The organism is Providencia sp. JUb39, from assembly GCF_012272845.1.
GTDB classification, from domain to species: Bacteria; Pseudomonadota; Gammaproteobacteria; order Enterobacterales; family Enterobacteriaceae; genus Providencia; species Providencia lanzhouensis.
On sequence record NZ_JAAWXD020000001.1, the window covers coordinates 309,847 to 326,460 of the forward strand.

Here is a 16,614-nt window from a genome sequence, read left to right on the forward strand (position 1 = left end):
TGAATTGTGTTTTTGCTCATTTTTTATTCTAGTCTGTAGCGTAACTGGAAAGGGTGCGAGGCGGTAAACAGCTTGATGGGGTGAGATAAAGTCACGATAAAAACCAGCGGTTAGAACAGCTAATGATACAAACAAAAAACGTAAAATTAAGATAAAAGACTTCCGAATGTGTGGGTATCAATGATTCGTTTTTTTTATTTATATTTATTCAATAAAATATAATGTTTAAACAAATTTTAATATTTTATTTGTTATTATGCATTTAAATTGTTGATTGGAATTTATTACTCCTTTTTTGAGTAAAATATGATTTTAATCTAAATGAGAATCGATATTTGTAAATCTAATTATTTACGTAATTTAATATTTAATTATTTAATGAGTAAAGAGTGAAAAAAGAGTTTCAATATTACCAAAATGATAACAACGTTAATTTTATAGTCATTTTGACGGAATTTAATGTTTCTTGCTGGTTGATCATGATTATGTTTTTAAAGGATATTTTTTAATTTTGAATGATTTTTTTATAGTAAACATCGCGCTGATCACAAAATGAGGGTTAATTTCCAGATAGGGAATTAAAATTGATATCCCTCAATTAAATAAAACAATTAAAGTTCACAATGAATTACCAATTAAAAATTCATTCTTTTCTTTATTTGTTCTATCTATTTCTCCAGGGAATAAAAGAGGTCAGTCATGATAATACAAATTATCGCGGCATTAGTTATCGTTGCTACAATTTATCTTTTAATTAAAAAATATGAAACTCGGATGGTATTAATTGCTGCTGGGCTAGTACTCTGTATTATTAGCCTCGTGCCAATGGATGCCTTAAATGCATTTAGCGAGCGCATGGTTTCGGCTCCGCTGATCCAAGCCATTTGTTCCAGTATGGGTTTTGCCTATGTTATGAAATACACCAAGTGCGATAAACATTTAGTACTGGTGCTATCTCGTGTTCTGACTCGACTGGGTTTTTTCCTGATCCCCGCGGCAGTCGTACTGACTTTCTTTATTAATATCGCGATCCCTTCTGCGGCTGGATGTGCCGCCGCGGTTGGTGCGACATTGATTCCGTTACTGATTGCTGCACGTATTCACCCAGCTATTGCTGGTGGTGCTGTGCTGTGCGGTACGATAGGTTCTATGCTAAGCCCTGGGTTGTCACATAACCCATTTGTGGCGCAGATGTCGAACATGAGTATTGTTGACTTAATTGCTCGCCACGGACCATACAGCTTAGCAGTTGGAGGCATCGCTGCCGTTTCCTTAGCTATCGTTGCTTTAGTGAAAAAAGAGTACAACATGAAAGCGGTTGTCGAAGTGAATGGCACCGCGGGCACAGAACAAAACGCAGCGGCAGAACAGCCAAATTATCTTTACGCGACAGCGCCGTTTATTCCATTAATTCTATTAATTCTGCCATTTATGGATGCGCTGAAAGCGTATCAAATCAGTGTGCCAGCGGCGATGGTCATTGGGGCAATTTATGCGTTAGTTATCACGCGTACTAACCCTTCAACCATTACTAAAGAGTTCTTTAAAGGGATGGGGAATGCCTATGGGGATGTTCTTGGGATCATCATTGCTGCTGCTGTTTTCTCTGCGGGTCTCAAAGCATCTGGCTTAATTGATTCCTTTATTGGTTTTCTGATCCACTCTCCTGAATTTGCACGTTGGGGAGGGACATTGGGCCCATTCTTAATGGGAATTATCACGGGTTCAGGTGATGCGGCCGCGTTTGCTTTCAACGAAACGGTAACACCATTTGCCCAGCAATTTGGTTATGAAATTCCTGATTTGGGGATGGCTTCTGCAATTTCAGGCGCATTGGGTAGAACCATGTCACCGTTAGCAGGTGCGGCTATCGTCTGTGCAGGTTTAGCCAATGTGAACCCGATGGAAATTGTGAAGCGTACTGCGCCTGGCATGATTGTTGGGGTGATCTTCATTGCGCTCATCATGCTTTAATTTTAAGGAGATAACATGTCAAACATTACATTAGAACAACTGACTCAATGGCGTAGTGAATTCCATCAATACCCTGAAATTGGTTGGTCTGAGTTTTTAACCACAGCAAAAATCGTTGAAGAACTGCGTCGTTTAAACTTGGACGTCAAAGTGGGTCCGCAGGTGATCAATCCTGAATATGCCTTTGGACGTCAACAGAAAGTGGTTGATAAAGGTTTAGCGGTGGCGAGAAAGCACCAAGTTGATGAAAATTTGCTGGCTGAAATGCAGGAGCTGACAGGGTGTGTTGCCATTTTCGATAGTGGCAAAGCAGGGCCGACAATCGCACTGCGTTTTGATATTGACTGTGTCGGTGTGACAGAAAGTACTGATGAAACCCATCGTCCAAAAAATGATAATTTTAGCTCTTGTCATCCCGGTGAAATGCATGCGTGTGGTCATGATGGGCATATCGCGATTGGTTTAGCGGTCGCGCATTGGCTAGTGGCAAATAAAGAGAGCTTATCTGGCAAAGTAAAATTGTTATTCCAACCTGCGGAAGAAGGCGTTCGTGGTGCGAGAGCAATGGCAGAAAGTGGTATTGTGGATGATGTGGATTATTTCTTAGGGGCGCACTTAGGGTTCATTGCCAATAGCGGTGAAATTGTGATTAACCCAACCCATTTCCTCTGCACAACAAAACTGGATTTTCGCTTCAAAGGCGCACCATCCCACGCAGGAGCAGAGCCTGAATTGGGACGTAATGCGCTAGCCGGCGCTTGTCATGCCACAACGCAAATGTTGGGAATTTCAAGACACGGTAAAGGAATGTCACGCATTAACGTTGGGGTACTAAATGCCGGTGAAGGGCGAAACGTGACGCCATCTTATGCCCAAATGCAGATAGAAGTCCGCGGCGAAAATGAAGAGATTAACCGCTTTATGAGCGAAAACGCGATTCGCATGGCAGAAGGCTCCGCACACAGCTTCCAGCTAGAAATGGAAAGTGAAGTGATGGGAGAAGCTGTTGATTTAACCAATGACCAAGAGCTGATTGACACCTTGGCAAGTGTGGTAGGGCAACATGGGGAATTAACTGCAGTGGCGACTCGACCGTTTGGTGGTAGCGAAGATGCCACTATTTTGGCAAAACGCGTCCAGCGTCACGGGGGTAAATCTCTGTATTTTGTTGTCGGTGCTGACAGAACCGCAGGGCATCACCAAGCTAATTTTGATTTTGATGAAAAACAGATGTTAACAGCCTATCAGCTGTATACCGGATGTTTGGTGTCATTAATGTAATTTTTTGGTGATAGGAAAAAGCCGCTGAGAGAGCAATCTCCCAGCGGCTTTTCTATTTCGTTAAGGCTTTATTTTGCTAATGAATACAGGGTATCTTTCAATAGATTAGCGGCAATAATGATGTCGTCGAAATCAGTGAATTCATCAGGGTGATGGCTAATTCCATTTTTTGATGGTGTGAAAATCATTGCGGTTGGGAATTTTTGGGCGAGATTCATAGAATCATGACCCGCACCGCTCAACATGGTCATATAACCGATGTTTTGTTCAAGGCAATGTTGTTCAATACACTGACAAATCTCGTTATCTAATTTCACTGGTGCTTCTGCTGAAATTTCACGAATTTGAATCGAAACATCGTTGTCTTGTTCAGATTTTTTAATGGAATTTTTCAAGTGAGTGGCAACGCGAGCAATACTTTCTGGCTCAATGCCGCGAATATCAACCAAGAAGTTCACTTCACCGGGAATAACGTTCATGGAATTTGGATATACATTGAGCTTTCCAATGGTACCGACGGTTCCCCATACAGATTCACGGCAAGCCGCTCGATTCACATCGCTGATAATGGCGGCGCTGGCCACTAATGCATCGTGGCGTTGGTACATTGGGGTGGCGCCGGAGTGATCTGCATGCCCTGTAACCTGAACTTGGAAGCGGGTCGGCGCTGCAATTCCGTTCACAATCCCCACTGATTTTCCTTCAAGTTCAAGGCGCCGACCTTGTTCGATATGCATTTCGATAAAAGCGGAATAATGGTCATCAGCCAATTGGCACTGTTCAATTTCGTGGCTTGGATAACCTAGGCTATCGAGGACATCGAAAAAGCTGCGTCCATCATCATCTCGGTTGAGAGCCCACTTTTCACGATCAACTTTCCCAAGTAAAACTTTGCTGCCAATACAGGAAAAACCAAATCTACTGGATTCTTCCGCCCTGAAAATGACGAGTTCAAGGGAACGGGATAATTGTTGTGGCTCAAATTGCATTAGCGCATAAAATCCTGCCACGACACCAAGTGTACCATCATAAGCACCACCATTAGGAACTGTATCCAAATGAGAGCCGGTGCCAACAGCAGGTAAATCGGGATTTTTTCCCGGTAATCGGCAAAAAATATTCCCTACTGCATCTTGGCGAACAGTAAACCCAGCTTTTTGCATGGTTTCTATCATGTATTGGTGTGCCAATTGGTCTGTGGGTGTATAAGCCAAACGTGTCACACCTTTATTTTCAGGATAAACAGTAAAGGATGCTAATTTTTCAAATAATAATTTCATTTCATTAGTAGAAAATAATTCCCTAGTCATGAAAACCTCTTTCATAAATTGTAATCAGATATATTTAAATGTGTTGGAATAAATAGGATTGAAAATAAAAAGCAGAAAAGTATAAAAATTATTATGAGTACTACTATGCAAATAGAAATGGAGTAAGTCAAACAGAAGTATGAAAAAAAGAAGGTTGCATGATGTTTATCAAATTACTGATATTAAACGAAAATATAACAAATTTTACGTTTGTAACAGATTGAAGTTATTAAGGGTTAATTTAAATATTTTTTAAATTAACCCTCGATTTTTTCATTATTTATTGATGATATTTTGGGGTTCTATAATTTAAGTAAGAGATTTATTTTTTTTAATTAATTTAGAACGGTAATTTATTTTATTGTTTTCAATCTCTCGCTGATTGTTATTTTTTATATTCAATTGTTAGTTTCTAAATAATGCAAGTAGAGATGAACATCATTATACAATTGACGTAATTCAGCACTGTTTTGTTGTCTACGTAATAGTGTTTTCAACAGGCGGTGAATTTTTTCAACATGAGGCTGTGGGTGCTGCAAACGTAAAACGAGTCCTTTTAGGGCTCGATTGTGTGATTCAGAGGTAGAAAACTGTTTATAAACTTGCATCAGATTGAGCCAAATAGCGTGGCGGACAGCAAAAAATTGCATTGTTCTATCAAATGGATAATCACTTTTACGTGCCAATATTAACCCGCTAAATAGGCGATGGCTCATCTGTGATGTTGATGGTTTTTGCCCAGTAATAATCTTATTAAGACCCAATTTAAATTGTTGTTCACTGAGTAAAATAAGGTTTTGGTAACGTTTCTTCGGATTTGTTGGGTAAATCCAATAAAAAGCCCCCATCGCGACTAACGGTCCACAAATAATGGCGATGGCATTACCGAGGCTTTCTGGAAAACTTAAGGTAAAAGGGTAGCTTGGTTGCAGTAAGATCAAAGAGACCATGATGTAATCAAAGGCGATTAAAATCAGTTTTTTGTGGGCAAAAACCAAAATTCCACTGATGATGACGGGCACAATGAATAAGGTCATTTGCCATGATGATGATGCAAATGGCCATAGGCACCAAGTACAAATTAACGCAGCAAGTGCTCCGAAAGATTGTCCCGTGAAGATGTTTTTCATAAACCTAGCGGGGTAATCGAGGGATGCGAACAGAGCGATCATCACCGATAACCCGAGAGTTAAATACGCCAGTGCTTGCCACTGAGTCACTAGCCAGAGTAAGCCTACGGTGGCAATGGCAACGAACGAGCGCGCAAAAGCTTGCCAAGCAGCAATGCGATCATGATGGAGCTTTAGCTTATCTACCCGGTATTTTGCCTTGATAGCTAACCCTTTTGACGCGTAAAACAGTGGGATAAGAAGATTTTTCAATACGCCATTAGGGCATAGGGATAGGATATGTTTCCATTGTAATTCACTCGGTTGTGTTTCCGGGAATGGAAATGCAGCTGTTTCTTTAAACGTATCAAGTTGTAGCAAAATTTGGCTTTGTGCGAGTAGTTGTTGGCGGGCTTTTACGACTTGTTTACGGTGATAACGCCACCCAATACGGTTGGCTTCTAGCTGTTCATCATAGGTGGCCATTTGCTGCCATAAGGTGTCAATGTTCCGTTGTTCAATAGACTCTTTTCTATATAAAGAACGGTGCAAAATTTGGTAAAACTGCTGATCAATTTGTTGTTTGAGCGCGATGATAGAGGCTTGTTCACGTTTGGGGGTAAATAAAAAGTTAAACAAAACTGCGCATAAGACGCCAACTAAAATAGTCCAAAATCGATCCCATGCAACAGAAAAAATATTGTCAGTGGCATGAACACTAAGCATGCTCACCATCACCGCTGAGTAACCTGCCAAAAAAGTACCGTAGGCTACAAAGCCTTTTTGCAGCTGTCCAATACCGCTACATGCACCTAACCATCCCGCTAAACCGATCACAAATAATAATGGGCTGACTAGATGAATTTGAATAAGTGCAATGCCGGCAACGACACCAATAACTGTACCTGCAAAACGCCACCAACTTTTTTCTAATAAGTTTTCACGCCAAGGTTGCGCGGAAGCCCACACAGTCATTGCCGCCCATTGAGGGTGGGTAAGTCCTGCATATTCAGCAATAAATAGCGCGAGAATGGATGAGCAGGCGGTGATCATTGCAAAGCGTAAACGGTCAGAATCAAATCCGACTCGCTGCATTAATGTAGTTGGCTGTGACATGGTTTTTCGCAGATGGGTGAATAAAACTGTGTATAGGTTAGTGCTTGTGGAGAGAAATCGCAAACAGAGGCGGAAAGCGCCTATATTAGTAAAACAGAGCTCGAAGTAAAATAAAAAGTAAAAGCCTTAAAATAGGCTTTTACTTTTTATACAGGGGCATCATATATGGACTTCTTAAATCAAGAAATAGTTGAAATTAATACGGAATGCTAATTACGCTAATTATGCGTAAGATTCAACTGATTCTTGGATTTTATTTTCGTATTTAGTATCTTGATTGTCTTGAAATACATCACAAAATATATCACTAATATTAACATCTAATATTTTTGTTACTCTAGCTAAGCAATCAATATCAATACGATTAACACCTCGTTCATAACGGAATAGTTGTTGTTCACTGATATTACACTCTCGTGCTAATTGAAAAACAGTATAACCTTGAGATTTTCTTAATGACTTGATTTTTTGTCCGACAGCATAAGCGACAGGAAATTTTCTATTCATAAATATTCTCTATTAAATTATATTGTTGAGATAACAATCAATGTGAATTTTCAGATTTTATAAAAGTGACTTAATATAATCTGTGCATTTTAATTTTGGGCTAAATATATAGTGACCCTCAAGTGCCACTCACTGAATGATATACTATCCTTATAATTGTTTTCAATTAGTCCCAAAATGACGTCTCAAATATCTGCATGTTTACGATTATTAATTTTAAATATTTATCTTAATAATTATTTTTTTATTTTCAATGATTTAAATTTAAATCTATGCAATGTTATAACAAATGTAAATTTCATTGTATTGTTTTTGATCAATATAATTTATTGTTAATTTTGATTAATTCAATATATAAAACCAAAAAAAACAGAAAATAAAACATTAACAATACTGGGTTTCTATATTTAATCTCTGTGATTTGGCTTAATTATTTTGGGTTTTAGGTTTATTTCATAAAGACATCAATCTAGGAAGATCGTTATTTGATCAATTTTTTTATGATTTTATGAAATATGTATATTCATGGCATCTTAATAGAAATCAAAATATTTTGATTTCTATTTTATTTTTTTGTTTCTAACGTGATAGTTATTTTAGTATCAAAGATTTGGTGAGTTTGTGAGAGGTTTGTATGATGATTGACATTGAAACTTCGCATTAATCCTTTTAAGTCAAATTGTACTAAATGGTATGCCACTTTAGTAGTAAAGGATTTCCGATTTTAATCTTTATAGTATAAATATTCGTTATACGGCTATCAATAAAGTAATAAAGTTCAGATTATGATTTTTGCATATTTTAAAAAATCTCCAAGATCTTACGTGTATTTGCTTAGTGATTGTAATTTGTTGAACGAGGTAAAGAGGGAGGGTAATAAAAAAACAGGGCGCAAAGCACCCTGTGGAATAAGTTAATAACCAGTCCAAGAAAAATGGGTTTTGAGTTGAGATTGTTGACCTGCAAATTCTAATATTGTAGTGAGGTTTCCCTTACCGTTATGATTCGTATAACATTCATTTTTTATTGCCTTATTACTAATCTGTGAGTATGTATACTCATAAGTATCCAGACCTCTAGTTGGGTTTGCCAGTACTGGATACGCTAGCCTATCTGAGCTAAATGATTCGCTCCCGCTATATTCAGACTTCAATATCTGATGGCTCACCTGAATATTCTCTAATAGCTGTTTTCCTGATAACCCAATCTGTACTTTAGGAAATATAATCGCTTTACGATGGTTGTTGAACAAGGCAGAAGGTGGATTACAACTATTATCGTTATCGACTACGTTGTCTCCTACGACGTAAGCGAAAGTCTTATAGCTAATAGATATGTTTCCGATATCTTTGGGTTCAGTTATAACAATAGGAACATCAACAGCTTGGACTCGGTTTTCAATTTTATGTTGGGACTTACCTATTGCAATAATTTCAACTTTAACTTTTTGGTTCGTTTTCAAGTAGCTTTGCTTTGGCTCATAGGTATTTGAACGCGGACCGCTAGTCACTGATGATGTGGCGCTATCTGTCCCGCCATCTGGTTTTGTTATAACGATTTTGACATCGGAAGGCATATCAAAATCACTTGTTCCTGCGACCGACCAGTTAACTGTTAGGTTATCGTCAGTATAAACAGGGGACCAATAAGCCGAATTAGTTTCTTGGTTGCCATTATTGCCATAAGAGATTGAATTTATAGTAATCAAAGGCTTAGTGTACACCTTGACCTTATAGTCACCGCTACTTTGCTCAAAGTAATCATTGGCTTTTACTGTCATGGTTAAATTGGCTTCGCCTTTGCCTAGGCTTTGAATCGAGCCATTTTTGGCAATATTCACGACATTATTAGCCCCTGAATTCCATTCAATATCTGCTTTAGGTGGGATAGCCACACTGGTTTGTTGTAGGTTAAAAAGATTACGCTGATCCGTGATTTCTTGCTCTTTCTGGTTAAAATTCACATTAAAACGTGCTTTTGCGAGGTTGTAGGTAATATCTTGGCTTTCAGAAACAAACTGATCTGTCTCTTTGGAACGCACGGTCAGTTTTGCTATCCCTGGCTTGACCTGAGTAATTGCACCAGAAACAGAATCTATTTGGGCGATATTGGTATTTTGGCTGACATATTCGAGAGGAATGGTGGTGACATCCGTATTATTGAATGAGGTTTGAATATTGTGAGCTTGGTTATCTGACCAAATTGTGGAAATAGTGTCTGCACTGGTTAATGTCAAGTTTGGTTTGGCTTTTTCAACATCGACCTCATAGCTAGCCGCTGCGGATTTATATATACCATTTCCATCGATACGCGCCCAAATTTTGGTGCGTCCCGCTTTTTTCAGTTTAACTTTCCCTTGCTGGTCAACGGTAGCAATACTGGTGTTATCACTGGACCAAACAGGCTGAGCACCGTTTGGCAACCCTTTAACAACCTGGCCATTATTTACGGCAGAAGAGTAAGTCAGACGCTGTTGCATGTTGTCGAAACGCAGTGTTGGGTTAATGGCGTCGACTTTGATTTCAATCGGGTTAGCAATGGTTTGATTGCCCACTTTTGCCGTGATTTTAGCGGTGCCTTGCTTCGTCGCGGTGGCTGTTGCACTGTAGCGACCATCTTGGTGATTGGTGACTGGACTGATAGTAAAATCCTGAGTAGGGACATTACTTGTAAGATCAACCGTTTCATTCAGTAAGGCGTTGCCAAAATCATCTTGCAATTTAACCGTGAACAAGGTGCTTTCAAGCCCATCTGGACCAATATCAGTTTTAGTGGTCGTAAAGGTAGAGTTAGCGATGTTTACAGTACCGGCAAGGACGTTAACCACACTGGCTTTTTTATCTTCGCTTGCGGAAAGTGCTGCTGTCATCACTAATGCACCTACAGTATGGCTGGTGACCGAAATTTTAGTGTTACCGTTAATATCCGTTATTGATGAGTGTGGGAAAGGTTCTGCTTTACCCTGTAAGTGCCATGAAACATTCACCTGCGGCACTGGGTTATTGAACTTATCCACAATTTTGGCGGTATAAACTACGCCTTGGGCATTACCAGCCTGAATGTTATTGGTGCTGATATCTAAACTAGTGATTACGCTGGTGGCCTTGTCACTGGTCACATTCAACGTTAAGGTTTGCGATAATGCACTGCCGTTGAGATTGGCTGATAATATGGCAGCGCCTGTTTTATCACTGCTCACAACGGCGTGATACACCCCTGCCGATGGCATCGTTACTGGAGCAATTCTTACCTCATTGTTATTGCTACTGATTTGAATAGCAGATATTTGATTGGTTAATAAATTACCAAACTGATCCTTTAATATCAGCTCAACCGTCGCAGATTGGCCCGCCACAATTGTGGCAGGGGTTATATTGAATACTGTTTTACTGGTATCAATCGTACCTTGTGTAAAGGAGATAGTTGGGGCGGTTTTAGTATTTTGCGATGTTAAGTTAACGGTGATATTTGCATAACCCACATCACTACGTTGAACGGTAACTTCGCTGCGTCCATTGGCATCGGTGGTTGTCTGGTTATCCGAAAGCTGGCTACCATTGTTAGCCGTCCAGAATACAGGTATACCCGCGCCGAGTTGGTTACCGTTAGCGTCTTCAAACTGGGCGCTGACCGTGACTTTATTTCCTACAGTTTCAGTGGTTTTTGAAACCTTGATATCACCACGTACCTGTGCGCTTTGTGCGTCAGCAATCACAGTCAGAGGGGCTTTCTGGTTCAGAGTCACACCATCAACCAGGACGGTAATGTCTGTATTACCTGCTTTGGTACTGTGTAACTTCGCACGATAGGTTCCTACAGGTGTTATCTCTGTGAAAGACGGTGAGTTTTCTAAGCCCAAATCAGTTGAGTAATCTAGCGTGATTTTATTCGCCAAGTTACCCAGTCGGTTACCAATATCATCTTTCAGCGTAACGGTAATTTCAGTTTCACCTGTTGCTGCTGTTAATGATGGCGTGCTCAGAGCAACAGTGGAGGCGCTGCTAGAAACGTTCCCTGCTAAGAACTCGATATTTTGAACGGTTTGCTTAGTATTTTGACCTAAAATAGCGGTTACGCTGCCTTTTCCAGCTTGTGCGCTAGTTAAAGTAATTTGGGCAATACCATTATGATCTGTATGGCTAACGGGTTGTGATAGCTCACCAACATCACTACGCCAACCAATCGCAATACCCGCAGGTGCCAGATTATTGGCGGCATCTGTAATAGTTGCTTGTACGGTAATGCGGCTGATGCCATCAGCAGGAACCGTAGCATGACTGGTGATGTTAATATCCTTGATGAGTGCAGTGGCGCTGTCCGCGATTAAACCGAGGCTTTTCTGTTTGGAAATAGCACCATTTTTAGCAGTGATATCAATGGTATCAGCAAGGTTACCACTCACTTTAACTTGGTATTCACCTGTGTTAGTAAGCTCTTTTGCGTCCGTGAATGTAATGGCATTGTTGTTACTATCCCAATCAATTCTTTGCCCTGTAACTGGGTTATTCCATTGGTCACGTAAGGTCAACGTTGCTGTTGCTTGTTCACGGTTATTCGCCACAATAGTTTGTGGTTTAATTTCAAAGAAACTATTTAGTGGGTTTGCATCGCCTGCAATAAATTGAATTTTTTCCTGTGCTTCACGGCGGTTAAGCAGTTGTGCAGTGACCGTCGTTTCTCCTGCGATATAGCCTGATAGTTCAACGGTCACTTGCCCTCGATTATCAGTACGGGTTGTATTTACACTTAGCGTGTTGTTATCACTGAGCCAAGTTACTGGCGTTTCAACTAATGGGTTGTTCAGGTTATCGACGACGGTTGCTGTCAGTAATACTTTTTGGGCTTGTGGTCGAATTTGCACTTGGTTAGCTGATGATGCAATCGTCACTGTCGCGGTTGTATTATCAGCGACCGCTTTTACGGTGCTCGAAATCGGTTGTTGGTTACCGTTCGCTAATACTGCTGCAACCATAATATTGTTGGCAGCTTGGGAGGTAGACAGCGTGGCGTGAACCAATCCATTGATATCTGTTTTAGAGAACGGTGTGATTACGGTGAGTTGGGCACCATTGTTCGTCTGTAATTGAACATCTACACCTTCAACAGGGTTGCCGTAGTTATCTTCCACGAAGACATAAATATCGGTTTTATCCACGCCATTAGCCACAATAGTTGATTTCTTGACGTTTAACGATGTGATTCGAGCTTGGGCTTTATCAGCAACAAAATGAATTTCTTTGGCCATTTTCCCATCGCCATTTGTTGATGCTGTCACGATCACCATTTCAGCTTTTGTGCTGGTAATGGTAGTGGTCGTTTCCCCTTGGGCATTGGTTTTGGTTTTTGCTTGGCTAAATTTCACTTCTGATGCACTTAAGTTAGATAGCCAGTCGGTATCAACATTAGAAATAGGGTTGTTATTCGCATCCACAATTTTTGCTGTATAAGTGACGGTCATTTTGCCATCAGCGAGATACTGATTTTTAACTTCTGGTATGACTGAACTGACTTTCGCCGTCTGTATATTTGCCGTAAATACAACGGTTTTATCAAACGATTTTCCACCGACAGTCACCGTAATTTTTGCATCTCCTGCTTGCTTGCTGGTGATGGTGGTTTTTGCCACACCTTGGTTATCTGTCATCACCTTTTGGTCAGCCAGAGAACCGTTATTGGTTGCAAATTGAACTTCAACATTTGGAACGACGTTGCCATTAGCATCCGTCACGGTGATCGCAATTGGATTGCCTGTTACACCATTCGCAACGGATGTCATTGAGCCAACAATGATATCTGTAGGTTTAATTGTTGCAGTGGTTGAATCCGGTAAAAACGTAAGGCTAATGTCTTGTGATGTTGCGTTAGGTGTTGCCGCCGTGATCAGGACATCACCTGAAACGGTACTGGTGACTTGAGTCGTAGCAAAACCATTGGCATCAGTGATACTGCTGATTTCAGAGAAGCTAACCTCATTGCCATTCTTATTTGATGTCCAATTAACCACGGTATTTGGCAGCGGGTTATTATTGACATCTACAATCTGTGTTTTGACTTCAAATGGCTTATTACCATTGGCAATTTGTGGAACGGTATTGGTTGTCGGTTTCACAACCTGTGGAGTGTTTTTATCTCCAACAAATGAGATAGTCTGTTTAACATCTTTGCCATCTACGGTAATCGTCACGGTAGCATCTCCAGCTTTATCGCTGGAAATAGCGGTTTGTGCGACTCCTTGGCTGTTTGTGGTCACTTTGCTATCAGCTAATGTTCCTTTATCTGTAGCGAATGCGACCTCAACATTTGGAACTGGGTTGCCTTTTGCATCCGTCACAGTAATAGAAATGGTATTTGCCGAGTTGCTGTTCGCGACAGTGCTTGTCTGGGATACATGAATATCATTCGATTGCACCGCAGCTGTTGTGGTATCAGGTAAGAAATCCACTTTTACTTCTTGTGGTGTAGCATTCGGTGCAGTGGCGGTAATGATAATGTCCCCGGCCACGGTACTGGTAATCGTGGTGGTTGCTAGACCATTAGCATCGGTTGTGGTGGTTTGTTGCGTAAACTGAACATCATTGGCGTTTTTATTTGAACTCCAGGTCACGACCGTATTTGGCAGCGGGTTATTATGGGCATCGACTAATTTTGTGGTGATTTCAATCGGTTTTTTACCATCGGCGATTTGCGTTATCTGGCTGACGGTTGGCTTTGCGATTTGTGGTGTTGATTTATCTCCCACAAATTGAACTTTATGTTGGATGTCTTTGCCATCCACTGTGATCGTCACATTCGCTTCACCTGCTTGCGTACTGGTGATCGCAGTTTGTGCAACCCCATTAGCATCCGTTTTTACGAGGGTATTGGCGAGAGTTCCTTTATCCGTTGCGAATTGTACATCGACATTTGGTAATGGGTTGCCAAATTGGTCGGTAATGGTGATAGATACCAGATTGGGTTTTTTCCCGTCAGCAATCGAACCATTTTGAGTAATGTTAATATTTTGCGGTTTCAGCACTGAAGTGGTGGCATCCGGTATAAATGTCAGCGTGACGTCTTGTGGAGAGCCATTTGTTGGTGTTGCCGTGATCGTGACCTCACCAGCTAGTGTGCTGGCGATGAGAGTGGTGGCATAGCCGTTGTTATCCGTTGTGCTGCTCACAGGGGTGAATATCACTTTTTGCGGATCTTTGTTGGAGCTCCAAGTCACCACACTATTAATGATAGGGTTACCATTCGCATCTTTAAGCTGTGTTTTGACTTCAATAGGCGCCTTTCCGTTAGCTAACTGAGGCGTTTGTGTATTGAGCGTGGGCTTTGTGGCTTGAATTGTTGTCGTATCCGCAACAACGGTCACTTTAATTTCAGGGAAGACAGCATTACGGGCCTTGGGAACCAGTATAAAGCTTTCAGGCTTAGTGCCTGCGGTTAACGTCACTTCATATTGTCCGGCTGCTAAGCGGGTAAATGGGCTTATGGCAGTGTATTTGGCTGGTGGTGCTGCTTTTAGCCCTTTAGCTGGCATCGCTCTCTTCACTTTTCGAGTTGTGGCTCGCTCAAGCGTAATTTCTTTAGCTGCGAGATCAATGATATTTCCAGCTTTATCTTTAATGGATAACGACAGCTTTTGGCTGCTTTTACCGTTAGCGATTAAATCAATTCTGCTGGATGAAACGACACTTTTTAGGGTGTGAATCGCTGGTTGAGTAACAGAAACTCGGACAATAGCTTTAGAAGAGGTATTCCCTTTCTTGTCGATGGCAATGGCAGTAATGGCGTAATTGTTCGAATTTTTGATATTTTTATAAGAAGGCAACACAAGGCTGTATTGACCATTTTCATTGAGTATGTGTCCGCCTGCGGCAACCAGTGCTTGAGCATCCCATTTTATGTGACTTAACCCATATTTGCTGGTCACTGTGAAATGTAAAGGGATCTTTTCCCCTGCGTAGCCCGTGATAGAGTCCGTTATGTTTAAGTGGATGACGTCATTTTTTTTATAATCCAGAACGATATGGTTGTTACGACTGACAAAATCATAGCGATTACCCATCAATGAACGAAATGCATTGACGGATTCCGGATCCAAATGTTGCTTCAAGGTTTTGCCAAATTGGTAGTTCAGTTGTAAACCAATTCGCGAATCTTTCTTGCTGGCTTTTCCTTGGCGATGTTCCGCATTGAATGTGATTAATGGAACCGGAGTATAGTTAAGACCGATATTGATGGAATACGGATCACGTTGTAAATTTTTGATGCCGAATAGTGCGACATCATCACCATAATATTGTTCGTAAGTGAGCTTTCCACCAATATGTGGATAGGTAGGTAACCAACCCTCTGCGCGGAGATCCCATCCATTAGATGGTCTAGCTGAATGATCGGTTAATTCTCGGGCATTGCGCCAGCTGCTAAGACGATGGTAGCTGTTACCTGACAATTTTAAGAAGTCACGACGATATTCAACACCTAATCCTAAACGAGAATGACCACGTGAAATATCGTAGTCAAAGAAGGTATTTCCGCCAACCATTTGATTTTCACCATACCAACGTGCCCCAAAGCCGAGGTTGGTTTCAATGCGCTGTTCTTGACGATGAAAACTACCTTGAGTAAAGAATAAACTTTCTTCGTTTTCATAAATTGGCAGCAGCAAATCAATTTGTGAATTTTTTAATGAAAATTTCTTATCCGCAACCAGCTTTATTTGTGAGCTACCAAAATGATTAAACCAATCTTGTAGATAGCTGCTTGCTGTGGTTGTGATTATCTCTTGGGTAAATGCTTTGGTTTTGTCATGATTAGGCTGCTTTGTAAAAAATTGGCCCGCTTTGGAAACAAACTGCGCCAGTTTAATTTCTTCTTCACTCGCTGCTTCTGGTGGAATATAAACAGGTTTTTCGTTTTCCCATTCTAAAGTTGGTAACGGCGACATAGGAATATCTAGCTCATCGCCGACTTTTAGGGTCTCGAAACTTTGAGAAAATGTTCTAAATTGATTAAGCTTACGTAATTGCTCCAAACTTATATTATATTTTTTGGCAATACTCTGAGTTGTTTCTCCCGCTTGTAGTGTATATGGCTGAGTTTCTCTTAAAGTAAGCGTATTTTTTTTTGGTAATAAAAACGTGCGTTGTTGATGGTTTTGCTCTGTAAATGCATTGGCTGCGACAGGTGCAAAAACTGATGCTAAAGGAAAACTAATCTGCGTTGCAATATTTATCCACGCGATAAATGTAACATGATAAGGAATAAAATCCTTAGACTTGCGATTCATTAAGGAACTCCGAGAATAGAGGGTTAATTAAATTTCTTTGATG

At 40.6% G+C, this 16,614-nt stretch carries 6 protein-coding genes; 2 read left to right on the forward strand and 4 right to left on the reverse strand.

Annotation, left to right across the window (positions count from 1 at the left end):
* Window positions 1-699: 699 nt before the first annotated feature.
* Together dcuC and HFU86_RS01385 are read left to right on the forward strand one after the other, a co-directional pair.
* Window positions 700-1,974 carry a C4-dicarboxylate transporter DcuC gene (dcuC, locus tag HFU86_RS01380; RefSeq protein ID WP_036949897.1) on the forward strand — a complete coding sequence of 425 codons (1,275 nt, stop codon included), beginning with the start codon at window positions 700-702 and terminating at the stop codon, window positions 1,972-1,974.
* Window positions 1,975-1,989: 15 nt separating this feature from the next.
* Window positions 1,990-3,255: an amidohydrolase gene (locus HFU86_RS01385; protein WP_187128576.1), complete on the forward strand. Its 1,266-nt coding sequence runs from the start codon at window positions 1,990-1,992 to the stop codon at window positions 3,253-3,255.
* 68 nt (window positions 3,256-3,323) lie between these two features.
* Here HFU86_RS01385 and HFU86_RS01390 read toward each other — a convergent pair whose 3' ends face one another.
* The 4 genes from HFU86_RS01390 to HFU86_RS01405 all read right to left on the reverse strand — a co-directional run bounded on the left by HFU86_RS01390 (window position 3,324) and on the right by HFU86_RS01405 (window position 16,571).
* Entirely contained in the window at window positions 3,324-4,565 is a 1,242-nt protein-coding gene (locus HFU86_RS01390) for a Zn-dependent hydrolase (protein ID WP_132496830.1), read from the reverse strand.
* Between the two features lie 398 nt (window positions 4,566-4,963).
* Window positions 4,964-6,790 (reverse strand): FUSC family protein, encoded by a 1,827-nt coding sequence (locus tag HFU86_RS01395; protein WP_187128577.1) that lies wholly within the window; start codon window positions 6,788-6,790, stop codon window positions 4,964-4,966.
* A gap of 222 nt (window positions 6,791-7,012) precedes the next feature.
* Window positions 7,013-7,297 carry a helix-turn-helix domain-containing protein gene (locus tag HFU86_RS01400; protein ID WP_036949907.1) on the reverse strand — a complete coding sequence of 95 codons (285 nt, stop codon included), beginning with the start codon at window positions 7,295-7,297 and terminating at the stop codon, window positions 7,013-7,015.
* 913 nt (window positions 7,298-8,210) lie between these two features.
* On the reverse strand, window positions 8,211-16,571 hold the full coding sequence (locus HFU86_RS01405) for an Ig-like domain-containing protein (RefSeq protein WP_187128578.1): 8,361 nt from the start codon (window positions 16,569-16,571) through the stop codon (window positions 8,211-8,213).
* Window positions 16,572-16,614: the final 43 nt, after the last annotated feature.